General features: G+C 38.0%; 23 protein-coding genes. 13 read left to right on the top strand and 10 right to left on the bottom strand.

Going from position 1 to position 25,112, the window contains the following annotated elements; all coding sequences use genetic code 11:
• Nucleotides 1-58: 58 nt before the first annotated feature.
• The 5 genes from I7X29_RS13575 to lepA all read right to left on the bottom strand — a co-directional run bounded on the left by I7X29_RS13575 (nt 59) and on the right by lepA (nt 4,949).
• Entirely contained in the window at nt 59-421 is a 363-nt protein-coding gene (locus I7X29_RS13575) for a DUF6331 family protein (RefSeq protein WP_198475411.1), read from the bottom strand.
• A 35-nt stretch (nt 422-456) separates the two neighbouring features.
• Nucleotides 457-1,236 (bottom strand): hypothetical protein, encoded by a 780-nt coding sequence (locus tag I7X29_RS13570; RefSeq protein WP_198475409.1) that lies wholly within the window; start codon nt 1,234-1,236, stop codon nt 457-459.
• A gap of 69 nt (nt 1,237-1,305) precedes the next feature.
• Nucleotides 1,306-2,097, bottom strand: a complete 792-nt coding sequence (locus tag I7X29_RS13565) for a hypothetical protein (protein WP_198475407.1) — start codon at nt 2,095-2,097, stop codon at nt 1,306-1,308.
• A 4-nt stretch (nt 2,098-2,101) separates the two neighbouring features.
• Complete coding sequence (locus tag I7X29_RS13560; RefSeq protein ID WP_198475405.1) at nt 2,102-3,037, bottom strand: hypothetical protein; 936 nt, start codon at nt 3,035-3,037, stop codon at nt 2,102-2,104.
• Between the two features lie 115 nt (nt 3,038-3,152).
• A complete protein-coding gene (lepA, locus tag I7X29_RS13555; protein WP_198475403.1) occupies nt 3,153-4,949 on the bottom strand; it encodes a translation elongation factor 4 in 1,797 nt (598 codons plus the stop codon).
• A gap of 325 nt (nt 4,950-5,274) precedes the next feature.
• Between lepA and metK the strand changes: the two genes are divergently transcribed.
• The 3 genes from metK to I7X29_RS13540 all read left to right on the top strand — a co-directional run bounded on the left by metK (nt 5,275) and on the right by I7X29_RS13540 (nt 9,435).
• Nucleotides 5,275-6,522: a methionine adenosyltransferase gene (gene metK, locus I7X29_RS13550; protein ID WP_198475401.1), complete on the top strand. Its 1,248-nt coding sequence runs from the start codon at nt 5,275-5,277 to the stop codon at nt 6,520-6,522.
• A gap of 133 nt (nt 6,523-6,655) precedes the next feature.
• Nucleotides 6,656-7,234, top strand: coding sequence for a flavin reductase family protein (locus I7X29_RS13545; protein WP_198475399.1), 579 nt, complete (start codon nt 6,656-6,658; stop codon nt 7,232-7,234).
• Between the two features lie 137 nt (nt 7,235-7,371).
• Complete coding sequence (locus tag I7X29_RS13540) at nt 7,372-9,435, top strand: M13 family metallopeptidase (protein WP_198475398.1); 2,064 nt, start codon at nt 7,372-7,374, stop codon at nt 9,433-9,435.
• Here the strand turns inward: I7X29_RS13540 and I7X29_RS13535 are convergent.
• The 3 genes from I7X29_RS13535 to prmA all read right to left on the bottom strand — a co-directional run bounded on the left by I7X29_RS13535 (nt 9,399) and on the right by prmA (nt 12,588).
• A complete protein-coding gene (locus I7X29_RS13535; RefSeq protein WP_198475396.1) occupies nt 9,399-10,898 on the bottom strand; it encodes a phytoene desaturase family protein in 1,500 nt (499 codons plus the stop codon). The genes I7X29_RS13540 and I7X29_RS13535 overlap by 37 nt on opposite strands.
• A 3-nt stretch (nt 10,899-10,901) precedes the next feature.
• Nucleotides 10,902-11,594: an SMUG2 DNA glycosylase family protein gene (locus tag I7X29_RS13530; RefSeq protein ID WP_198475393.1), complete on the bottom strand. Its 693-nt coding sequence runs from the start codon at nt 11,592-11,594 to the stop codon at nt 10,902-10,904.
• A gap of 163 nt (nt 11,595-11,757) precedes the next feature.
• Complete coding sequence (gene prmA, locus I7X29_RS13525; protein ID WP_088593946.1) at nt 11,758-12,588, bottom strand: 50S ribosomal protein L11 methyltransferase; 831 nt, start codon at nt 12,586-12,588, stop codon at nt 11,758-11,760.
• A 124-nt stretch (nt 12,589-12,712) separates the two neighbouring features.
• Here prmA and I7X29_RS13520 point away from each other — a divergent pair, with 124 nt between their 5' ends.
• The 8 genes from I7X29_RS13520 to murI all read left to right on the top strand — a co-directional run bounded on the left by I7X29_RS13520 (nt 12,713) and on the right by murI (nt 22,256).
• Complete coding sequence (locus I7X29_RS13520) at nt 12,713-13,963, top strand: hypothetical protein (RefSeq protein WP_198475391.1); 1,251 nt, start codon at nt 12,713-12,715, stop codon at nt 13,961-13,963.
• Nucleotides 13,964-13,996: 33 nt separating this feature from the next.
• A complete protein-coding gene (gene lpdA, locus I7X29_RS13515; protein ID WP_198475389.1) occupies nt 13,997-15,403 on the top strand; it encodes a dihydrolipoyl dehydrogenase in 1,407 nt (468 codons plus the stop codon).
• A gap of 317 nt (nt 15,404-15,720) precedes the next feature.
• Entirely contained in the window at nt 15,721-16,419 is a 699-nt protein-coding gene (porG, locus tag I7X29_RS13510; RefSeq protein WP_009412817.1) for a type IX secretion system protein PorG, read from the top strand.
• A gap of 10 nt (nt 16,420-16,429) precedes the next feature.
• A complete protein-coding gene (locus I7X29_RS13505; protein ID WP_034555371.1) occupies nt 16,430-17,152 on the top strand; it encodes an isoprenyl transferase in 723 nt (240 codons plus the stop codon).
• A gap of 4 nt (nt 17,153-17,156) precedes the next feature.
• Nucleotides 17,157-19,691, top strand: a complete 2,535-nt coding sequence (locus I7X29_RS13500; RefSeq protein WP_198475387.1) for a BamA/OMP85 family outer membrane protein — start codon at nt 17,157-17,159, stop codon at nt 19,689-19,691.
• Nucleotides 19,692-19,711: 20 nt separating this feature from the next.
• On the top strand, nt 19,712-20,761 hold the full coding sequence (locus I7X29_RS13495) for an OmpH family outer membrane protein (RefSeq protein ID WP_198475385.1): 1,050 nt from the start codon (nt 19,712-19,714) through the stop codon (nt 20,759-20,761).
• 35 nt (nt 20,762-20,796) lie between these two features.
• The gene (locus I7X29_RS13490; RefSeq protein WP_009412813.1) at nt 20,797-21,330 is read left to right on the top strand and encodes an OmpH family outer membrane protein; all 534 of its coding nucleotides are present in this window, start codon (nt 20,797-20,799) and stop codon (nt 21,328-21,330) included.
• A gap of 110 nt (nt 21,331-21,440) precedes the next feature.
• Complete coding sequence (gene murI / locus I7X29_RS13485; protein ID WP_088593951.1) at nt 21,441-22,256, top strand: glutamate racemase; 816 nt, start codon at nt 21,441-21,443, stop codon at nt 22,254-22,256.
• Nucleotides 22,257-22,294: 38 nt separating this feature from the next.
• On the opposite strand, the gene I7X29_RS13480 is transcribed toward murI, so the two are convergent.
• On the bottom strand, nt 22,295-23,269 hold the full coding sequence (locus tag I7X29_RS13480) for a lytic transglycosylase domain-containing protein (RefSeq protein WP_198475383.1): 975 nt from the start codon (nt 23,267-23,269) through the stop codon (nt 22,295-22,297).
• A 65-nt stretch (nt 23,270-23,334) separates the two neighbouring features.
• Complete coding sequence (locus I7X29_RS13475; RefSeq protein WP_198475381.1) at nt 23,335-23,592, bottom strand: hypothetical protein; 258 nt, start codon at nt 23,590-23,592, stop codon at nt 23,335-23,337.
• A gap of 74 nt (nt 23,593-23,666) precedes the next feature.
• Between I7X29_RS13475 and I7X29_RS13470 the strand changes: the two genes are divergently transcribed.
• Both I7X29_RS13470 and I7X29_RS13465 read left to right on the top strand, forming a co-directional pair.
• Nucleotides 23,667-23,972 (top strand): DUF4286 family protein, encoded by a 306-nt coding sequence (locus tag I7X29_RS13470; RefSeq protein ID WP_198475379.1) that lies wholly within the window; start codon nt 23,667-23,669, stop codon nt 23,970-23,972.
• A gap of 81 nt (nt 23,973-24,053) precedes the next feature.
• A complete protein-coding gene (locus tag I7X29_RS13465; RefSeq protein WP_198475377.1) occupies nt 24,054-25,112 on the top strand; it encodes a hypothetical protein in 1,059 nt (352 codons plus the stop codon).

Below are 25,112 nucleotides of genomic sequence, written 5' to 3'. Positions count from 1 at the left end.
TTGGTGAATAATGGTGCAAATGTAAAAAAAAAACACACTCTACAAAATAAATGTGTTTTTACTGTGATTCAATGGTTTTTATAATATGCGCTAATAGTCGCAAAAATACTTTTCTATCGAAATTATTGTTTAGAATAGTGCTGCCTACGGCGTTGTACCACCATTGTTCCTCAATGGCAGTTTGCATTGATTTGAGTTGTGTTACAATAGTTTCAGCAGATAGTCCTACAAGCGCCTTGTGGATATCCTCAGGCATAAACGAAAACGCCTGAATACCGCAGCACTCCCTAACACATTCTACCTCTAACTTATCAAAAAATATATTTAGCGGTGCAATATAAGGGTTGAGATCTAATAACTTCCCATTGTAATCTACTGGGAGCTCTTCGATAAAGAGGTTATTTCCGATGAGGATGAGCATAGGATTTACAATCTTTATATAGTTTTATGAATTTTCTATTTAGGCGGAAATATCAACCCCAGTCTTATTAACTCATTTGCATCTTCTTTAGAAAGATCATTCATATCTATGATTCCTAAAAAACAAGAGGGAAGAAATTCTATTATTTCAAAATGTGATTTTTTAGATTTTGAATTGATTTCAGCAATTAAATCTATCACTTTCTCTTCTTTAGCGTGACGAAAATAAAAATTTGAAGGTACTAAATCAGCTATATGCTTTTCTTTTCTTATTAAGTATTCAATAAATGTTTTGTTAGAAAAATCTTCATAATGTGAAAGAAAATACGAATGTTTTTCATTTAAATAAGTCCGTAAATCAATATTAGGAACTACACATTTGGGTACGTATTCAATAATATTATACGAATGAAAATTTTCTTCTACCCACAAGTAATAGTCGTCATCATCCCTTGTTACCAATATTTCATTGATATTAATTTCTCCAAATAACTCATTTAAAGAATTAGCAATTTTTACAAGCCTATAATCAGCTTTCATAAATGATTTATAAAACACCTCACCAGTATCTTTGGTATAGTAAATACATCCCCTTTCTTCCCAATCAGCATTAACATTGTCTAAGGCAAAACAGTTCATATCCTTATAATAGGCAGACTCTTTTTCATCACAGATATAGAAAAAACCAAAATTAGCATAATGAAAACATCTTTTTCCTTCTCTAAATTCTTTACTTTTTCGGATAGAGTTCACTATAGCATCATTACTTTTATTTGCTTCCTTGCCTTTGCTAAATAAATTTTTAAATAAATTCACAGCTTTTTGATAATTATTGGTTTATTTTTTCTTTATTATACCCTAATAGGCATTAAAATTTGATATGTTTTATTTATTAAAATAATCTTTAATATCATTTATTAACTTTTTTGCATCAGAGTTATCCGTACTTTTAATTCTATCTTCTATTTCATTACATATCTCTTCATCTAAACTTGTTATATTAAAACTATTATTTAGATTTTCTTTATTAACTTTTAAATAACCTAAAGATCCAAAAATACTTATACAACCATAAAAATACCAATACTTATCATCTATATAACTGATCCCTATTTTCTTTTTCCATTCTTTTTTTTGCTTTTGTGATAAAAACGCAATATATAAAGCAAGTAATCCCCCATAAACTAGATTGTTCATAAGTTTTATTTTTTCAGATACATTTTCCTTACCATAGTTTTTTGTAGGATTTGGCGTTTCTTGAAATAATAAAGTTATTTTATCAACTTTTTCTCCCATACTTTCTATACTTTTTGGTATAGAATTGATAGTTTCTGTTAGTTTTTGTATCTCAGAAGATAATTGCTCTGAAATATCACCTACTTTTTGAGAAGAGCTATCTAAACTATGGGCTGTCTTCTCTAAACTCTGAGAAGAATTATCTAATTTCCCTAAAGTTTGGGATAATTGACTATTAGAATAGAAAGCATATATTATTGATATTACAGCTAAAAATATAGAAGCTATTGTTGCTGCAAATGATACATACCCTACCAATTCTGTATTATTTCCAAAGTTGTTAGCTATTAGAAAAATAATTATGGCAACTAAAATAGCTATAATATATCCAAAATGAATTTTTGCTTTTTGATAAGTGTTTTTTATTTTATCATTATCCATAATATTAATTTTTAAAGTCAATGATATAGCTATTTTTTATTCTTTGAGGAATAGAGTCATCTCTTATCCATTCTAAATCTTTTGAGAAATCAATGTTTTGAGCTCTATATCTATCATTGTCTATAAGTGCACCATTAGTATCTTTGTATAGAATATGTGTAGAACAAATAACTGGTTCTAAATATTTATCAACAATTTCTGGCTTTAAGGCTATATTCTCACCCCAATATTCAGTTTGTACACTTGGGTAAACAATGAAGTTATTATAACGTTTTGATAATGCTATATTTGCATAAGCTACACTAATCTTATACTCTTCATAATTATTCACCCTCTTAGAAAATTGATTACTTATGAATCTTAAAAATTCAAGATAGAAGTCTTTTTCTTGTTTTGTTAATTCTTGTCCTTCAAGATACTGCTTTTGTTTTTCATAAGATTTTCTTATGTATTTACTGTTCTTTAAAGCATCATCAGAAAATACAATTTCTACACCTTCTAACTCTTCTTTTATTCTCCATCTACTTACTGTGTAGTACTCTTCTCCAAACTGATTTTGTTGAACATTTCTAAAAAGATCTGAAGTTTCAGCTATAGCTGTTGCCCTTGGTTTATCAATATAAGGGGTTTCCAAGGCTCCATAAAACATAACTTGATGAGGTAAGTTAACTCTTCCATATTTGGTGAGTTTATTTTGTATAACATAAGTATCTTTTATATAGCTGAGTTCATCAATATGTTTGTACAATTTATTATTCTCATTTTTTCTTGCTCTATCTATAAAATGTCCTTTATGTAGTTTGGTTATTGTAAAAGGAATTTGTTTAATTCCATTACGCAATAAATTAACAATTTCATCATAAGTAACTTCTGTAAGTCTATCAGCATATTTTTTTAGTAGAGAAAAAGCTTTTATTTTTTCATTTAATTCATATTTCATACTTTCCCTATTTTTACATTTTGTCTTAAAAAATAAGATTATTATATTCAACTTCCCCAATTCTAAAACTTTAGCAAACAACAATCCCTATAAACCGCCCGCCGTGCGGCTCGCTCTAATCATTTAGCTTTAGCACCGCCATAAACGCACTTTGTGGTATCTCTACGTTCCCCACTTGGCGCATACGTTTCTTACCGGCTTTCTGTTTCTCTAAGAGCTTACGCTTACGCGAGATATCCCCTCCGTAACACTTGGCGGTAACGTCTTTGCGGAGCGCTTTAATGGTCTCGCGCGAGATGATTTTAGCCCCAATAGCCGCCTGTATAGGTATGTCGAACTGCTGGCGCGGTATGAGTTCGCGCAACTTCTCGCACATCTTCTTACCTATGTTGTAAGCATTATCGGCGTGTATAAGAGCCGAAAGCGCATCGACGGACTGCGAGTTGATAAGAATATCCACCTTCACAAGGTTAGAAGCGCGCATTCCGATAGGGGAGTAGTCAAACGAAGCATAGCCCTTGCTCACCGTTTTGAGGCGGTCGTAGAAGTCAAACACTATCTCGGCCAAAGGCATATCAAAGTTAAGCTCTACACGCTCAGGGGTTAGGTAGTGCTGGTTGGTGATAATGCCGCGCTTTTCTATACAGAGCGACATTACTTGCCCTACGAAGTCCGATTTGGTGATGATGCTCGCCTTGATATAAGGCTCTTCCACACGGTCTAATTTCGAAGGGTCTGGCAGGTCTGATGGGTTATTAACGATAATCGCTTTTTCAGGTTCTTTCTTGGTAAAGGCGTGGTAACTAACGTTAGGCACGGTGGTAATCACCGTCATACCAAACTCGCGCTCTAAGCGCTCTTGCACAATCTCTAAGTGTAGCATACCCAAGAAACCGCAACGGAAACCAAAGCCCAAAGCCGCCGAACTCTCTGGGGTAAATACCAGTGAAGCGTCGTTTAGCTGTAGTTTCTCCATCGAGGCGCGCAGCTCTTCATAATCTTCAGTATCTACCGGATAGATACCCGCAAATACCATCGGTTTTACGTTCTCAAAACCGTCAATAGCTTCTGTACAGCCGTCTACTGCCGAGGTAATAGTATCGCCCACTTTCACCTCGCGCGCATCTTTAATACCGGTGATAAGGTAGCCCACATCGCCCGCGCTAATCACTTGCTTAGGCACTTGGTTGAGTTTGAGGGTACCTACCTCATCAGCATCGTAGGTCTTGCCGTTGGACATAAATTTGATTTTCTGCCCTTTGCGTATCTCGCCATTCATCACGCGGAAGTAAGTCTCTACCCCGCGGAAAGAGTTGTACACCGAGTCGAAGATAAGCGCTTGCAGCGGTGCTTTAGGGTCGCCTTTAGGGGCAGGGATACGCTCGATAATCGCCTCTAAAATAGCCTCTACGCCCAAGCCGGTCTTACCACTGGCAGGGATAATATCCTCAGGCGAGCAGCCCAGTAGGTCTACTATATCGTCTTTCACCTCCTCAGGGTTAGCGCTGGGTAGGTCTATTTTGTTGAGTATGGGTATGATTTCGAGGTCGTTTTCAAGAGCCAAATAGAGGTTAGAAATCGTCTGAGCCTGAATGCTTTGGGCTGCATCTACTATCAGCAGCGCCCCCTCGCAAGCTGCTATAGAGCGCGATACTTCGTAAGAGAAATCCACGTGACCGGGGGTATCGATAAGGTTAAGGATATAAGTTTCGCCTTTATACAGGTACTCCATCTGTATAGCGTGGCTTTTGATAGTGATGCCGCGCTCGCGCTCCAAGTCCATATTGTCGAGCAATTGGTCTTGTTTTTCGCGTTCGGTTACGGTTTGGGTAAAGTCGAGTAGGCGGTCAGCAAGGGTACTCTTGCCGTGGTCGATATGTGCAATAATGCAGAAGTTACGTATGTTTTTCATTGTATAAATTAGTCGTTAGCTATTTAGTTGATAGTTGTTATTACGAGGTAATATGCCACAACTATCAGTAATTGAGGGCGCAAAGGTAGTAAATAATTAGTGAATTAACAAATTTAGAAGAAGATAGGATTTCAGAGAAGTCTTAGCTTTGGCAACTAAAAATTGTTCGTTGTTATTTGCCTATTGTCAATTATTTTGTAATTTTGCCGCCAATTAATAACAAAGAGGACAAATTTGTACTGATTGCAACCTCTTGGGGTATTCCCAAAAAATGCTAAAACAGTTCTTCTTTACAATGGCGTCCCCTGCTAAATCATAATTATCAATGGGATATTTATTTACCTCTGAGTCCGTTTCAGAAGGACATCCAGACAAAATCGCTGACCAAATTAGCGATGCACTTATCGACAACTTCCTCGCTTTCGACCCCCACTCTAAAGTGGCTTGCGAGACATTAGTAACTACCGGTCAGGTTATATTGGCTGGTGAAGTAAAATCTAATACTTACATCGATGTACAACAAATCGCGCGCAACGTGATTGAGAAAATTGGCTATACCAAAAGCGACTATATGTTTGAAGCCAAATCGTGTGGGGTACTTTCGGCTATTCACGAACAATCACCCGATATTAATCAAGGAGTAGATCGCGGAAAACCTGAAGAGCAAGGAGCTGGCGACCAAGGTATGATGTTTGGCTATGCGGTAAACGAAACCGAAAATTATATGCCACTCGCTTTAGACCTTTCACACGCTTTACTGAGAGAATTGGCAGTATTACGCCGTGAAAACAAGGAGATTACCTATTTGCGTCCCGATGCTAAAAGTCAGGTAACTCTTGAGTATAGCGATGACAACAAGCCGGTGCGTGTGAACACTATTGTGATTTCAACCCAACACGACGACTTTGATACCGAAAAGAAAATGCTTCAAAAAATTAAAGAGGATATCGTGAAAATTCTCATTCCGCGTGTGATTAAAAAGTATCCTCAATACGCACCTTTTTTTGACGATAAAATTATTTACCACATCAACCCTACAGGTATTTTTGTGATTGGAGGTCCTCACGGCGATACAGGGCTTACTGGTCGCAAAATCATCGTGGATACTTATGGTGGTAAAGGGGCGCACGGCGGCGGTGCATTCTCTGGTAAGGATCCGAGCAAGGTAGACCGCAGTGCGGCGTATGCTATGCGTCACATCGCCAAAAACTTAGTAGCAGCAGGCGTTGCCGATGAAATATTGGTACAAGTGAGTTATGCCATAGGGGTAGCCGAACCTACGGGCGTGTACGTAAATACTTATGGTACTGCCAAAGTAAACCTCACAGATGGCGAAATAGCGAAGAAGATACAAGAGATCTTCCCTTTGCGTCCGTATGATATAGAACAACGCCTAAAATTGCGCAATCCTATCTACAGCGAGACTGCTTCTTATGGACATATGGGGCGTACTCCTGAGGTTGTAACCAAAGTATTCTCATCTCCTTATCACAAAACAAAAACGATAGAAGTAGAACTCTTTACTTGGGAAAAATTAGATTTCGTAGAAAAAGTAAAAGCAGCATTTTTTTAATGACGAGTTACAAATTACAAGTTACGAATGATGAACTTTGCTAAAGTTGAAACTTTGGCAAAGTTTTTTTTATTCTTTTCATTGTCAATTGTTATTTTTTTCTTACTTTTGTGCCATCAAATAAAAAAATAGTATGAAGTCTTTTTTACCAACTATGTTTTATTACGGGTTTCCTGTAGTACTTCTTACTACTACTGATAAAGATGGAAACGCCGATGTAACGCCTATTTCAAGCACCTTTACTTTAGGTGCGAATGCTGTGATAGCGCTTGTAAAACTAAACAAGGCTTATTATAATGTGATGGAAGTGCCCGAGGTAGTTTTTAACCTCCCTACGGCAGCTATGTGGGAAAAAGTCGAGGCAATTGCCCCTTATACCGCTCAAAACCCTGTGCCTCCTCAAAAAATGGGTAAATACACTTATACTGACGACAAGTTTAGTATTGGAGGATTTACCCAATTACCTTCAGAAAAAGTACGCCCTCCGCGTATTGCCGAATGCCCTATTCAGGCAGAAGCTAAAGTGAGAAACGTGAATGATCGCGATGCTTATGTACTTGTAGAGTTGGAATTTGTGCAAGTACACGCTGAAGACCATTTGGTAATGGAAGGTAATAAAATCAATCCATTAGAGTGGAAACCACTTATCTATAACTTTAAACATTATTACGGATTGGGAGAACACAAAGGTTTGAATTTCAGTATTAAGTAATGGCTTATCTAAGATAAGAAAAAAGAAAGCTTTGCTAAAACTCTTACAAGGTTTAGCAAAGCTTTTTTTTATATTCTTTATTGTTAATTGCTAATTATTTTTTACCTTTGCTTCATTAAACAAAAACATTATACAAGATGATGAGAAAAACAGTAAAAACCGCACTGTTGTTTTCGTCGGTAGCACTCATTGTTGCTTGTGGCGGAAATAACAAAAAATCAGAAAATGCAATGACAGACAAAAATGCTGACAAGGGGCTTTCCCTTGCTGAAATGGACACTACGGTACGTCCGCAAGATGATTTTTACAACTATGTGAACGGTACGTGGGCTAAAACTGCCAAAATACCAGCCGATAAACCTACGTGGGGCTCTTTTCATATTTTGCGCGAGAAAACCGATGAGAATTGCTTGCTTATCTTGGATAATCTCCTCAAGGAAAACTTTGCTCAAGGTACTGAAGGTCAGAAAATAAAAGACCTCTACGAATCGTTTATCGATTGGAAAAAGCGCGATGCCGAAGGACTCAAACCTATTGAAGGTTATTTGAATAAGATTGAGGCTATTAAAAACCTCACAGACCTTCAAAAGTATTTGGAAGAGGTAACTCGCGAGGGCGAAAACCCTATCTGTGCTTGGGGGGTATATGCCGATATGAAGGATTCTAATATGAATACTGTGTATCTCGGCAACTTTAGCATCGGTATGGGGCGCGATTACTATCAAAAAGACAACAAGGAGAATACTGAGGCTTTACAAAAGTATCAAGATTATGTAAAGGCTATCTTTAAAGTGCTTAAAGACGATAAAGCTGCTGAGAAAGCTAAACAAATGGTAGATTTTGAACGTTCTATAGCCAAACTAATGCTCACCAATGAGGAAGACCGCAATCCTAACCTTAGCTATAACCCTCAAACAATGGCTGAGCTCAGCAAATTAGTGAAGAACCTCAATCTACCTCAGTTTCTTAAAAACGTAGGGGTGAACACTGATAAAGTAGTTGTTTCTGAAATTCGTTTGTACAAACAATACGATAAGTTTATCAACGAAAAGAACTTGCCTCTTATCAAAGATTACCTCAAATATCAATTAGTAGCTGATAACGCGAGCAACCTTACCAAAGAACTCGATGAGCTTTCTTTTAACTTCTATAGCAAAGAGTTACAAGGACAACAAGAACAACGTCCGATGAACAAACGCGCTCTAAGCGTTATCAATGGTATTTTGGGTGAAGCCTTTGGTAAATTGTATGTAGAAAAGTATTTTCCACCTAAAGCTAAAGAAGAAATGGTTACTTTGGTAGATTATCTCAAAAAGAGCTTTGCACAACATATCAAAGATGTAACTTGGATGTCAGATGCTACTAAGGAAAAGGCTTTGGCTAAACTCAATAAATTTACAGTGAAAGTAGGTTACCCCGATAAGTGGGAAGACTACTCTAAACTGACTATTGAACCGGCTGCTAAAACGGTGTATTTTGCTAACTTGCAACGCGTGAGTGAATGGGCTTACCAAAAAAGTTTGGAAAAAGTAGGCAAGCCTGTAGATAAAACTAAATGGGGTATGTCGCCTCAAACAGTGAATGCGTATTACAATCCGTTGTATAATGAAATCGTTTTCCCTGCGGCTATCTTACAACCTCCTTTCTTCAATTTCGAAGCCGACCCTGCGGTGAACTTCGGTGGTATTGGTGCTGTAATAGGTCACGAAATGACACACGGATTTGACGATAGTGGTGCTGAATTTGACGGCGATGGTAATCTAAAAAATTGGTGGACTCCTGAAGATAAAAAGAACTTTGAGAACGCTACCAAAGCCCTTGCTAAACAATACGACCAATACGAACCTGTAAAAGGTGTATTTGTAAATGGTACTTTCACCAGTGGTGAAAACATAGCCGATCTCGGTGGGGTGAACATCGCTTTTGATGCTTTGCAAATGTACTTAAAAGACAAAGGTAATATAGGTAAAATAAGCAATTTCACTCAAGATCAACGTTTCTTTATCTCTTGGGGTACTGTATGGCGTACGCTTTCTACTGATAAATACCTTACAAACCAAGTAAAAACTGACCCTCACAGCCCAGGATATTTCCGTTCATTCGGTCCGCTTGTGAATGTAGATGCTTGGTATAAAGCCTTTGATGTAAAAGAAGGTGATAAACTCTATAAAAAACCTGAAGACCGCATCAAAATTTGGTAGGTGAGCACCGCACTGATAGTAACTCCTACTAATCCGTGCATTGCAACACTCTGCCCTGTAACATACAAATTTTTGATGTGAGTTTGTGGCATAAAAACGCTTTCCATTATATGGTTAGCGTTTTTTTTGTAGCCGTACAGTGCTCCCGTAGGGTTGCCTATATAATCGCGGTAAGTAAGCGGTGTAGAGGTGTAGTAATGAGCAATAGCACTTTTGAGTGTAGGAAATTGTTGAGCGACTACATCTAATAAATCCATAGCACGCTGACTTTTGAAAACTTCGTACTGGTTGCCTCTATGATTACCCTCGGTGTTGGTAGTAAAACTATCTTGCCAGCGTTGCAATTCATTGACGTTCATATAGGTGAGGATAGTAACATTATCAGTATATTCCCTGCTGTCCTTGGGAGGATTCATAGAGAGCATATATGAAATAGGGAAGTCGTTAGTAGGGTAATTAGTAGCGTGGTAAACACTGTTATTATCCTTAAACCAATACACATTATAGGGCAAGTAGCGAAAAGCATTTGGCTTGAGTACTAAATGCAATGAAAAGGCAGCAACCGTAGGTTGTAAGCCTTGCACGCGTTTGCAAAAAGAAGGCTTAAAAGGCGTTTTGCCTGTGATGTTGAGTAGTTGCTTTACATCTATAGCCGAGATGATTTGTTTTGCAACAAACTGCTCTCCTTGTTTGGTGAGTACTGTGTTGATAGTATTCCCTTCACTGTATTCAAAGCCTATGACCTCCCTTTGGTTGAAAAGGTCAGCACCGTATTGGTGCAATTTTTCAATGAGCAAGTTGGTGATTTGGCTACCCCCTTGTGTGAGTCGCCACGCACTTTCTATATACGAATTAACCGAAAGTGCGTGTACGTATAAGGGTGTCTGTTCGTCAGCACCTCCATAGAGAAAGTTAGAGCCTAAGAGCACTGCTTTGAGTCGGTCGTTAGTAGTGATACTGTTGAGGAAATCTAAGAGGTTTAAGGAAAGTGTATGCACATCGTAATCGGCTACGGCTTGTTTATGGCGGTAGAGTGGAAACTTATCGCAAATAGATTGCATTGTGTGAGCATACTCTTCTAAGGCTTTCTTTTCATTGGGGAAGTAGGAGAGGAGTTGTTGTACAAAGTTCTCATACCCCTGAGCGTGAGGATACATCACGTTAGGTGTATCGCCAAAACAAATGCGGTCATATCCGTTTATATCGAGGCGTTCTAAGGAAAGATGAGAGGCAATACCTACATCTTTAAAATACTCATATAGTACCTGACCTTCTGCGAGACTTCCTATGTAATGCACTCCTGTATCAAACAGCGTATTATTGCGCACAAAAGTTTGCAGGTTACCCCCATACTGCTCATTTTTCTCCAATACACACACGTTCTTTCCTGCTTTAGCCAAGAGCAAAGCCGAAAAAAGCCCCGAGAGTCCGCTACCTATCACCAAAACATCGTATTGCTTCATTGTCTATATTCCAAAACTCGTCAAAAACTTATCGATATACAGCTGTTTTTCTTTTGATTTATACTGTTGGATAAAGCGAGGGTGCTCCAATACTACCATTTCATTAAATAAAGTAGCTTCTTTATTCAATTTTTGTAAGAAAGTAGCGTTCTTTTTGCCTAATACGAACACCTTTTGAGTATCTACTCCCAAGGCGATATGCTTTTTTAAAGTTTCTATCATATAGTCCTTTAGTGATTTGAAGAGTGCCTCTTCATCGTAATAATTAGCATTGAGCCATTTGCCGTCAGAGGCTTTTCGCACAATAGCCAAAGGAAAAGGAGAATTGATATAAAAATCATTGTAGAACTTAGTGACTCCACCGTATGCTTTTATCATATCATACATAAAAACAGATGATACTTCGTGTGTATGTGCCGACTTCATTGTAATGCCACACTCGCTTTCTAATCGCTTGGTATCAGTAAAAGGAACGCCTGTGACCCCTGCACCGTGCCGGCTGGGATTGATACCTATAATGAATTTTCGCTTGCGATTATCGTTGTAGAACTTGTGATAAAAAGCACGCATTACCTCCATAGTTTCAGGGTTATCCATATAAGGATTCAACACATCAAAACCCTTAGGCAGGGCATCGTTGTATGCCAAATGTGTGTTGAAGTTAATAACTCTATCGGCAAAAGTATTATTTTTCATTATGTTTTTTAACATTATTCATTTATTCCAATACAACATTAGAGTATTCTAAATATTCACTTTTACGGATTGTCCCCCTTCCCTTCGGGGAGGGGGAACGGGGGAGAGGTTTTTAAATGAGGAGGCTCTTAATTATCTAAAGCCTCTTTACTAATCATAACTATTATTTCTCAAATTTTACTGCTACCCAGTTGTTGCGTTCTAAGTTCTCGATGTATTGCAGAGCGTATGCTTCCGCTTTTTCGCGGATAAGAGGTATATCTTCCTTGTAAAAACCACTGAGCAAGAGAGTGCCTCCTGCTTTGAGAGCTGGCACATACTGCGGTATATCGTTTAAGAGAATATTGCGGTTGATATTCGCAATAATAAGGTCGAAGTTTTTTTCATTAGCCAGTGAGGAAGCATCTCCCAGCTGTACTTTGATGTGATCGCAACCATTGCGTTCTACGTTTTCAATGGAGTTCTCTACGCACCATTCGTCTACATCAATGGCGAGTACCTCAGTAGCACCGCGTTTGGCTGCCATAATAGCAAGTACGCTCGTGCCACAACCCATATCGAGCACCTTTTTGCCTTTGAGTTCTTCCTTTAAAAGGAATTGCAACATCATATAAGTAGTTTCGTGATGACCAGTACCGAAACTCATCTTAGGGTCGATAACAATTTCATAAGGGGTATGTGCTTCGGGGTGAAAGGTAGCACGTACAGTACACTTATCGTCTACGGTGATAGGCTCGAAGTGTTTTTCCCATTCCTCATTCCAATTCACCTGTTCAATAGTTTGATGTGTGTAGGTAATTTGGAACTCCTCGCTGTGAAGTATCTGTATATCAGAGAGTATATTAGCATTCCAAAAGGGTTCTTGTATATAAGCCTGCAAACCGGCTTCGGTATCTACAAAGCTCTCAAAGCCTACTTCGGCGAGTTCGGCAACTAATATTTCAGAAGCAACCCCCATAGGGGCAATGGTAAAAGTGTATTCTATGTAATTCATTCAATGAGAGGTAAAATCCGTTTAGAGCGCAAAAATAAGAAATAATTGCAAATAGAATGTGATAAATAAGAAAAAAGTTATATCTTTGCGGGGTGTATGATAAACTTTAACCCAATACATAAATATGAAAAAGATAGTATTTTTGTTTTTAGTGACTTTATGGATGGTAATGCCTGCTTCAGCTCAGTTGTTACGTCATAATTTCGACGACGAGGGCAATACTTTCATTCAAGGTATCGCTCGTGCTCAGTTTTGGGCGCGTTATACCGAAACCAACCCTGGTACCGCTGTGAATGGTGAAGTGGTGAACAATGTGTTTGACTTTTCAGTGCGCCGTGTCCGTTTAGGAGTCTATGCCCAAGTAGAAAAGAAATGGTTGTTCTATGTGTTGTTAGGAAATAACAACTTCAACCAGAGCACCCTTCGCACTGCTAATTTGCGCCTCCTCGATGCTCTTGCTCAGTATACTTTTAGCGAAAAATTAAGTATTGGTATAGCCAAAACTACTTTCCTCGGTGCAGGGCGTTATTCTAACGGATTTTCTAATGCATCTATGCTTACCCTCGACCCTTCAGTTTATTACCTCAATACACTCAATCACTTCGATGATATGGGGCGTAGAATAGGTGTTTATGCCAAAGGTCAGTTAGGTAAATTCGAGTATTTTGCTGCCTTGCAAAACTCAACTATACCTCCTTCTTCATTCAACTATAGTAAAGGGCATCCTCAACCCTTTACATCGGTTTACTTAAAATACGAATTTTGGGATAATGAGGGAAATCTTTTGCCTTCTAGTGGTGGAAATGGCACTTATATAGGTAATAAACATATTATGAATCTCGGTTTGGGGTATGAATATCAAGCTAAAGCCAGAACTTTTACCAATACTACTGATACTTCTTATCGCGATTATTTCAATTTAGGAGTCGATTTCTTTATGGATACCCCTATTTCCGAACGAAATGATGCTATTACAGCTTATGTAGGTTTTAATAATATCTATTTTGGTAATGATTATGTGAGATTTGTAGGAGCAAATAGCATTTTTGAAGGAGGAACTTCACTCAATGGTGCCGGTAATGCCTCTCCTGCAGTAGGTACAGGCAGTAGCTTGTTCTTGCAATTGGGTTATCTGCTTCCTAAATGGGAAAATTCTGACATCCGTCTACAGCCTAATGCAAGTTGGCGTTTTGCAAGTTATAAAGCTCTTAATAACAATATAAATATATATTCTGTTGGTGTAAATACTTATTTCAAAGGACAAAAAAGCAAACTTTCTTTAGCGTATGAGAACCGTCCTGTTTTTAGTGCTACTGACAAAAAGGTGAGTACCCGCTTAGGTACCTTTGTATTGCAATACCAAATAGAATTGTAAAAAAAACTAATTGACAAATAAATATCAACTATTATGAAAATGTACGACATCGTTATCATCGGTTCTGGTCCAGGAGGCTATGTGGCTGCAATTCGCGCCGGACAATTGGGCTTCAAAACTGCCCTTGTAGAAAAATACAACACTTTGGGGGGTACTTGTCTCAATGTAGGCTGTATTCCATCTAAAGCCTTACTTGACTCCTCTCATCATTACGAGGAAGCAACACAACATCTTGAGGATCACGGCATCGAAATTACAGGTGAAGTGAAGTTCAACTTAGAGAAAATGATTGAACGCAAAGCGGCTGTGGTTGAACAAACCTGTACCGGAGTAAAATTCTTAATGGAAAAAAACAAAGTAGATGTTTTTACAGGCGTAGGTAGTTTTGAATCTCCTACCCAAATTAAAATTACTCCTAAAGAAGGTACTCCCGAAATTATCGAAGCTAAATATACCATCATAGCTACAGGCTCTAAACCCGCAACTTTACCTTTTATCAAACTCGATAAAGAACGTGTGATTACCTCTACCGAAGCTCTTAAACTCAACGAAGTACCTAAACATCTTATTGTAATAGGGGGCGGTGTGATTGGCTTGGAATTAGGACAAGTGTACAGCCGTCTCGGGGCTAAAGTATCCGTAGTGGAATATACCGATAGTATTATCCCTACAATGGATAGAGGTTTAGGACGTGAGCTTACTAAAGTGCTAAAAAAACAAGGATTTAATCTCTATACAAGCCATAAAGTAACCGAAGTAACTCGCGACGGTAATATAGTGACTGTAAAAGCAAACTCTCCTAAAGGGGAAACTATCAGCTTAGAAGGTGATTACTGTTTGGTAGCCGTTGGACGTCTTCCTTATACACGTGGACTCAATCTCGAAGCTGCTGGTGTACAAAAAGATGAACGGGGTAGGGTAGTGGTAAACGACCGCTTGCAAACTAATGTGCCTAATATCTATGCTATAGGCGATGTGGTACGTGGCGCTATGCTCGCTCATAAAGCCGAAGAAGAAGGGGTATTAGTAGTAGAACAACTCGCTGGACAAAAACCTCATATCGACTATAATCTCATACCAGGGGTGGTCTATACGTGGCCTGAAGTTGCCTCAGTAGGAAAATCTGAAGAACAGCTCAAAGCCGATGGAGTTGCTTATAAAGTAGGTCAGTTTGCATTTCGTGCCTTAGGGCGTGCGCGTGCTAGTATGGATACCGATGGCTTTGTAAAAATCTTAGCAGATTCCCAAACCGATGAAGTATTAGGAGTACATATCATTGGAGCTCGTGCTGCCGATATGATAGCCGAAGCCGTTACAGCTATGGAGTTCCGTGCTAGTGCTGAAGATATAGCTCGTATTTGCCACGCACACCCCACTTTCACCGAAGCTGTAAAAGAAGCCGCCTTAGCAGCTACCGAAAATCGTGCTATCCACGCGTAAAATAATAATAACACAAAATTTTGCCAAAGTTCTATCACCCATTATGATGCGAACTTTGGCAAAATTGAATTGTAACCATCTCACCTTTTTTTATTTTTATATCCCAATTTTGTTATTTTGGCACAATCTTGGTAGCAAACTCTTGTAGTGCGATTTTTTGTAAAGGAGTAGTTTTTTGTTTGTATGTATTTAATAATCAGTTATATAACTGTGTTTTTTAAAGAATTATAAATGTTAAATAAAACAAAAAAATAACAAATGATGAGTGTTATGTCGCATAAAACACCTATATTTGCGCCTTGCATAGAATAGTATATATGTACAAAAAGTTATACATCGTATTTATAGTATTGGTGGCGCAACTCGCCTCAGCACAGCGATATGAGTTAGGGGTCTTCTTAGGAGGAAGTAACCCTATTGCTGATATTGGTCGCACTCACTACGTCTACCCTAATGAATTTGCTTTCGGAGGATTGTTCAAATGGAACTTCCACGAACGTATGTCTGCTCGTGTGCAGATTACTAAAACAGTTATCAGTGGTAATGATGCTCAATCAGATATCCCAGGAAAACGCAATCGTCAGTTTGCCTTCCGTACCGATGTTACCGATATGACCGCTGGTGTCGAATGGCATTTCTTTAGCTACAAAATCAAAAACCTGCTCGATCGCCCCATTACCCCCTATATCTTTGGAGGAATTACAGGATTTTGGCACGACGATTTGTATTTTGATCCTGCTTACCCTAAACCTACAGACGCTATTGATACCTCTCGACGAGATTTTGATTTTGCCGTACCTGTAGCTTTTGGCGTAAAAGCTAAAATTACAAACCGATTGGTCTTGGCAGGTGAGGTGATGTTCCACTTTACCCTTACCAACAACTTAGATGGTACAGCGCCTAAAAACCGCCCCTTTGTTTTTGGCAATATAGGTAGAAGTTATGATTGGTATACCCTTTCAGGACTCACTCTTACCTATACTTTTGGAGAATGGCCTTGTTATTGTAGAAATTAGTGAAATTTAAATGGAAATAACCAAATACCCGAAACACTTGGCTATTATAATGGATGGCAATGGGCGCTGGGCAAAAAAACAAGGTTTGCTCAGAGCTTTCGGTCACGAAAAAGGTGTACAAACAGTAAGGCAAGTAGTGGAATATTGTGTTGAACATCAAATCCCTTATCTTACCTTATACGCTTTCTCTACTGAAAATTGGAACCGCCCCGCCTTAGAAGTAAAAGCCTTAATGGAACTATTAGTGAAGTTCTTAAAAAAAGAGATGGATAACCTACTGAAAAACAATGTGAAATTGAATACAATAGGCAATTTAGACCGCTTCCCACCCAAAGCCCGTGAAACATTGCTCGCTACTATTGATAAACTAAAAAACAACACGGGGGTTACCCTTACCTTAGCCCTTAGCTATGGAGCACGAGAGGAATTGCTCACCGCTGTTAAACAGATTGCCACTGAGGTGAAAAATGGTACCCTAACCTCCAATGAAATCACTGAGCAAACTATACAACAACATTTGTATACTAATAATCTACCCGATGTAGATTTGCTCATCCGTACCAGTGGTGAATACCGCATTAGTAACTTTTTGTTATGGCAAATAGCCTACGCCGAACTCTATTTTGCTGAGGTTCTATGGCCAGACTTTACTAAAAAACACTTAGAGGAAGCGCTCCTTAATTATCAAAATAGAGAAAGACGATTTGGAAAAACAAGCGAACAACTTACGTAAAACTATGCTGAAAAAAATTATATTACTCGCCTTTTTGGCTTTGGTAAGCCTTGTGAATGCACAAGAAGAAGAAAGAATATCATTAGGACAAGGAAAAAAATATACCATAGGTGGCATCGAAGTTACTGGTGCTAAACGTTATAACGAACAAACCATCCTCACTACTTCTGGCTTGAAAGTGGGCGATGTAATCGAAATTCCCAGTGAAAAATTTAGCGCTATTATCCATAAACTATGGAGCTATAAGTTGTTTAGCGATATCAATATCTATATTAAAAAGGTAGAAGGTGATACCGTATTTTTGGAATTAGCTATTAGAGAAACTCCTTCTCTCGTTGATGTGAAAATATCTGGTGTTAGTCAGAAAAAAGGTGAAACTCTCCTCAAAGATGCGGATATTAAAAAAGGTGTGAAAGTAAATGAGAGTTTGATTGCAAATACCCGAAACTATATCACCAATAAATACCGAAAAGACGGTTACCTAAATACTAAAGTAACTATTGATACTAAAATAGATACTACCGATGCAAACGGAGTCGATATGCTTATACATATCGATAAAGGTAACAAAATAAAAATAGACAAAATCGTTTTTGAAGGCAACCAGCAATTCACTTCTGCTAAGTTGCGCAAAAAACTCAAAAAAACTAAACAAATACAGTTTGGTCGTTTCTGGAAACGCTCTAAATATGTTAAAAAGAATTACGATGAAGACCTCGTGAATCTTATCGATTTCTATAAAGAAAAAGGATACCGAGATGCCCGTGTAGTAAGTGATTCTCTTATTAAAGAAAAAGACGGTAATGTGAGTTTAAATATTGCTGTGGAAGAAGGAAAACGTTATTATTTTGGTGATATCCGCTTTCTTGGAAACTCCGTTTACAACGACCGTGTACTTAACCAAATTTTAGGAATCAAAAAAGGCGATGTGTATAATGGAGTCTTACTTAAAAAACGTGTGCAGGACAATACCAAACCCGATGCCGAAGATATTACCAACTTATACCAAAATAGTGGTTATCTTTTCTCTCAAGTACACCCCGTAGAAACCTCAGTGGTCAACGATACTATCAATTTTGAAATTCGTATCGTAGAAGGAAAACCTGCTTATTTCAATAAAATAACAGTAAAAGGTAACGAAAAAACTAACGACTATGTGATTTATCGCGAATTGCGTACCCGTCCTGGTTACTTATATAGTAAGGATGCTGTTGTGCGTACCGTACGTGAGTTAGGACAGTTGCAACTCTTCGATGCACAAAATATCAACCCCGAATTTAAAAACGCCGATCCTAATGCAGGAACAGTAGATATTGAGTATAACCTCACCGAAACAGGTTCAAGTCAAGTACAATTACAAGGTGGTTATGGGGGAGGCTCTTTCATCGGAACAGTAGCTCTGTCATTCAACAACTTCTCTATCAAAAATATATTTAATAGAAAAGCTTACCGACCTGTACCTATGGGTGATGGTCAAAGCTTATCACTCAGCTTACAAGTGAGTAGATACTATCGCACTTATGGATTCTCTTTTACCGAACCTTGGATGGGAGGTAAACAGCCAGTGCAGTTCTCAGTATCCTTTAGCCGTACTGAACAATTTGGCTATAGTTACAGAAGTTATGATGTCGATAAAAGCCGCCGCGTATACATCACCGAGTTTAACGTCGGTTTGGCAAAACGACTTAGAGTCCCCGACGACTATTTCCAAATAGCTCACACTCTCACCTATAAACACTACGACTTGAAAGACTATCCTAATTTAGGACTCTTTACTTTCAAAGATGGTTCGTCTAACTCATTTGCTTACACTATTGCTCTATCGCGTAACTCTAGTGGCCCTAACCCTATCTACCCTATGACGGGAAGTAGTTTCAACATCAGTGCAAAGGTTACTCCTCCTTACTCTCTGTTCAATGGAGTGGATTATGCTAAATTGTTAGACGAACGTACACAAGCTATTGCTAACAACGATAGTGATAAGATAGCCTCTATAGACCAACAACGTTTCCGTTGGTTGGAATTCTATAAACTCAAATTCACTTCAGCTTGGTACACTAATTTGTATAGTAAGTTTGTATTGAAATTTGGTGCCGATTTTGGTTATCTCGGTGCTTATAACAACAATCGCGGTATAGTACCTTTTGAACGCTTCTTTATGGGAGGCGACGGCTTAGGTTATTATTCTATGGATGGTCGTGAGAACATACAAATGCGCGGTTATGAGAATTATGCTCTCTCCTCTGATAGTGGTGAAACTGTATTCAATAAATTCTCATTAGAGTTGCGTTACCCTATCACCCTAAAACCAATGGCCTCTATCTATGGGTTAGCTTTCGCCGAAGGTGGTAATGTACACGATGGTCTCTCAAACTTTAATCCTTTCCAACTCAAGCGTTCTGCTGGTTTAGGATTGAGACTCTTTATGCCTCAATTCGGTATGTTAGGTATTGATTTTGGCTATGGTTTTGATAATCCGGCCAATAGTACAAACCGCAGTGGTTGGCAAACCCATTTCATTTTTGGACAACAATTCTAATTTTTGGCACGATATTTTCTATGAAAAAGTTACCAGTTCTTTTTGTAGTGCTATTGGCAACAATAACACTTTCATTCGCACAGAAACCTTCACGTATAGGCTATGTGGATATGGACTATATTTTGGCTAATTTGGAAGACTACAAGGTTGCAAACCAACAGTTTGCATTGCAAGTAGAACAATGGCAGGCAGAAATAGAAAAACGACAAACTAAAATACAAGCTGAAAAAGATAAGTTAGAAGCTGAAAAAGCTTTGCTCACCCCCGAATTGATAAAAGATAAGGAAGAGGAAATCGCTTTGATGGAATATAATCTCAATGCTTATAAACAACAGAAATTTGACGCTAAAAATGGAGAGTATATCAATCAAAAGTTCTTGCTCGCCAAACCTATTCAAGACCAAGTGTTCAATATAGTCCAAGAAATAGGAAAAATGCGTAAGTACGACTTTATATTTGAAAAAAGCGATGCGACTATGTTGTTCTCTAATGAACAACACAATCTTAGCAAAGTAGTACTCCGTGCCTTGAAGAAAAAAGATAATGCTGCCGACCGTAATAAGGATATGGCAGAACTCTTGAAAGAAAGTTATGATTTTGAGTTTGTGGAAGAACGTGTGAAAAAACGCAAAGAAGCCGAAAAAGCACGTGAAGAACGCCGCGTACAGTATGAACAAGAGCGTTTGCGCAAAACAGAGGAAATGAAACAACAACGCGAAGCCTTTAGAGCACAACGCGCTAAAGAACAAGCGGAACGCCAACAAAAAGCACAACAAGAGCGTGAAGCTTTAAAAACTCAACGCGAAAAAGAACAAGCAGAACGTGTACAGAAAATGCAACAAGAGCGTGAAGCACTAAAAGCACAACGTGAAAAAGAACAAGCTGAGCGTGTACAGAAAATGCAACAAGAGCGTGAAGCACTAAAAGCACAACGTGAAAAAGAACAAGCTGAGCGTGTACAGAAAATGCAACAAGAGCGTGAAGCACTAAAAGCACAACGCGAAAAAGAACAGGCAGAACGCTTGCAAAAACAACAAGAAGTGCGAACTCAAACGCGCACTACAAATTAAGTAAAAATTTTAAAATAACTAATATTACAAACAAGATGATGAGAAACATTAGAACATTGATGATTGCATTGGCTCTATTTTTCGGAGCTACTACAATGCTCACTGCACAAGTGAAAGTTGCCCATATAAATGTGCAAAAACTCTTGGAAGAAATGCCTGAAAGAAAGTCAGTTGAAGCTCAGTTAAAAAAATTAGAGCAAGGCTATATGAACGACATTCAAGCTGCTATCAAAGAATTGCAAGCTAAAGCTCAAAAATACGACAATGAGTATGCTGCTCTCTCCGAAGCTCAAAGAAAAGCAAGAGAGGCTGAGTTCCTTAAAAAATCTGAGGAAATAAAAACAATGGAAGAAAATATCCGTAAAACTCAACAAACAGCTGCTGAAAGCTTGCAAAAAAAACAACAAGAACTCGTAGAACCATTGCTTAAAAAAGTAAAAACTGCTATCGAAAATATCGCTAAAGAAAAAGGCTTGCAATATGTGTTAGATTCAAGTGCTGGTTCAAGCGTGATTGTTGCTACTGGTGAAGACCTCTACAGCAGTGTGAAAAAGAAATTAGGCTTCTAATTGAAGAATTACATATTACAAATGGTTTTATTTTACAGAAAAAAGTGTTCCCTATCTGAACACTTTTTTCTATTTTTGCACTATCATAGATATAAAATAATAATAGAAAAATGAATGAGATTACATTTCGTACTGCTCCTATAGGTTTGTTTGATTCAGGGGTAGGAGGAACTACTATTTGGAAGGAAGTTAATGCCCTAATGCCTAATGAAAGTACTCTCTTTTTAGCTGATAATAAGAATGCTCCTTATGGAGAAAAAACTAAGGAAGAAATCATAGCACTCTGTGATGCCAATACTCAATTTTTGTTGGCTCAAAAAGCTAAAATTATAGTAGTAGCTTGTAATACTGGTACTACTAATGCAATTTCATATTTGAGGAATAAGTATAAGGATGTGCCTTTTATTGGTATCGAACCTGCTATCAAACCAGCAAGTTTACAGAGTGTAACAAAAAAAATAGGGGTTTTAGCTACCCGTAGCACTCTTGCGAGCGATCTTTTTGCCAAAACAAGCGAGCATCTAAAACAAGAAGAACAAGTCGAAATTATAGAACAAGTAGGCGAGGGGCTGGTAGACCTTATAGAAGCAGGACGTATAGAAAGCCCCGAAATGACTCAATTGTTGCGCCGCCACCTTTTGCCAATGGTCGCCTTAGGTATTGATTATTTAGTATTGGGCTGTACCCATTATCCCTATTTGTTACCACAGATACAACAACTCATTCCAGCTCATATCAAAGTTATAGATTCGGGCTATGCTGTTGCTAAACAAACGAGAAATATACTGTTGCAACACCATTTGCTCAACGAAGATACAACAGCAATACCACAACACCTTTGGCTTGCCAATGGTAATACAGAAGTATTAAAACAATTTGCCCCCAAAGAAAAAGGATTAGAAAACTTGCAAATTTCTAATTTCTAATTTTCAGCTCCTAACTCCTAATTCCTATCTCCTAATCCCTATCTCTTAGGAATCCTGATGTAATAGGTTTTGCCATCTTTGTTGTCAAGTTTTCTATCACGTAGCCAAGGATTGTAATTTTTTAACTCTTTGTAAGTTACGTTTTGGCTTTTAGCAAAATCAGTAAGATTTTCTATGGTGCTATCTACCATTACATTATAAGTAGGAAATTCGTTGTATAAGTGTTTTTTATCAAAAATGAATCCATACTTTTTGGGGTGTTTCATTATTTCCTTAACTGCCAAAATACGGAATACATAGCGCGAAGTCTCACTGTTTAAGTACAAATCGTAGTAGTTGTTTGTTTGCTGAAAAGTAGTCTGTTTATTCATTCCTGCTACACCAGCGTTGTAGGCAGCTGCCGCCATTGTCCACGAACCCGTACTACGTTTAGCTTTATTCAGGTAATCACAAGCTGCTTGTGTCGCTTTTTCTAGGTGGTAACGTTCATCTACTTGATCGCTTACCTCTAAACTGTACTCTTGGGCGGCAGCTTTCATAAACTGCCAAAAACCACTAGCTCCTGAGGGCGATACAGCATTGGTGAGCCCGCTTTCTATAACAGCTAAGTATTTAAAATCATCGGGAATATTATTGCGTTTGAGTATAGGTTCTATAATGGGGAAATATTTGTTAGCGCGCTTGAATAACAATAAACTGTTGGACTGCCAATAAACATTCACGAGAAATTCTCGGTCTAATCGTTCATATACATCAGGGTCATCCATAGGCACTTTTTCACCTGCAAAATCTAACTTTTCAGGTAAGTCAATAGCGTAAACTCTATAATTATCAAAAAAATCATCTTTGTGGTGAGCAGCATCTTCAACAGCAAGAGGATTTTCAGTTAGTTCAGCTTCAGCTTGTTCAAAAATATTATTATCTTCTTTTTTAACCGACATAGCGTTTACTAAGAACCCTGAAAGCAGTACTACACCACCACTGATAAGAATGTATTGTAATGTTTTTTTCATTATTGTTTTCTTTTTGTTATTAAAAAACTTTGCTAAAGGCAGATTATGACTTTAGCAAAGTGAAATTACGCTAAGGCGTTGAGTTTTCCAATCAAGATAGCTGCTTTTTCTTCAAACTCTCTTCTTACTTGTTTGAGATGAACTCCTCTGTTTTCTACTGATTTATCAGCTACTTTATCAATAAGTGAGTCAAAATCATTTAGTATTTCTCCTACAAGAGCTTTACCTTCTTCAGTGCCCATCTTGCCAGTGAAATACACAGCGTCAATGATATCTCCCAACACATAGTTGATCTCTTTTTTTAAAATGCGAATGCTTGCCATACGTTTTTAATTTATTGGTGATTTGCCGGCAAAGTTACAAATTAATTCTTATCTTTGCAAAAAATAAATCAGTTATGTATGTATACAATTTAACGATGGTAGTGAATGATGAGGTGTTTTTATCTTGGCAAGATTGGCTGCAATCTGTTTATTTACCAATAGTAAAAGCCTCAGAAACTATAGAAAAAGTACGAGTATTCAAATTGTTAGACGCTCCCGAAAAACATTATGCAGTACATTGTGAAACCTCATCTCCCGCTCAGTTAATGCATTTTATTGAAAATACCATTCCTCAACTTTTACAACAAGCTGCCGAAACTTTTGGAGAGAAAGTTCTTTTTTGGGGAACTCAACTCAAAGAAGTGAAAACTGAAGACTGAAAACAAAAAGAATTTGGCATAAAAATTGATTTGTGACTATAAACTATTAACTCATCTCTATTAACTAAAATAAAAATGACTATGAAAAAGAATGCAAAACTTACAAGTGTAGTGAAACAACTTGTCTTGGCAATCGTAGTTTCATTCACATTCACTTCTTGCGTCGGCTACTACTATGCCGATGGCATTTATAACGACCCCGTGCCCGAAAGGCCACGTTATGTAGAGAGAGAAATGCCTCCTCAACGTTATGATTATCCACCCGAAAATCGCTATGCCGACAATGGTTATAATAGCTATTTTAGAGATAAAGCCAAACAGTATGAAAATCCTGCTGTCGATAGCAGTTTTACCCATTTTACCGATGTAAATAGCTACCGTTCTAATGCCTATGCTTCAGGAACTTCTTCTTATGGCGGTTGGGGTTCTAACCCTTCACAAGTGAATGTAAATGTCTACAATCACAGTTGGACAAATCCTTACTATGGATATTATAATTATCCATACTACCGTTCTTATCGTTCTGGTTGGAGTCTATCTTTAGGTTGGGGTAGTTATTACGACCCTTATTGGGATAACTACTACTATGGAGGTTACTACCCTTACTATGGTTATGATCCATACTATAGCTATTATTCTTATTATGGCTATTATCCTTATTATGGGTATAGTTATGGCTATTATCCTTATTATGGCTATCCTTACGGTTATTATCCTTATTACAGAGGATATTATGATTACTATTACCGTCCAAGAGATTACTATTATGAACCTGGAGGCTCTTATGGAAGAGAATATAGTGGTAGAGGGCGCGCTATTATAAGAGATGACAATTACAGAAGCAATGCTAATCGTTATGAAGAAGGTAGGGGCTCTTATAATCGCTCACAAAGTCAAGGTTACTACAATAACAACACTAATTATAGCGGACGACCCTCTTACCAAAGTCAACAACAATACAATACACCTCCTACAGGTTATGAAAACAGAAGAAATTACGACTCTATGAACTCAGGAATGAATTCTGGTAGAAGTTCTAACTATGGTAACTCGGGAAGTGGTAATTACAGTAGTGGAGGAGGTAATTATAGTAGTGGCTCTTCTTCTAATGAAGGATACAGAAGTTCTAACCGTCGATAA

This window comes from Capnocytophaga periodontitidis, from assembly GCF_016126015.1.
Taxonomy (GTDB): Bacteria; Bacteroidota; Bacteroidia; order Flavobacteriales; family Flavobacteriaceae; genus Capnocytophaga; species Capnocytophaga periodontitidis.
This window is presented reverse-complemented; position numbering and strand designations above follow the sequence as displayed.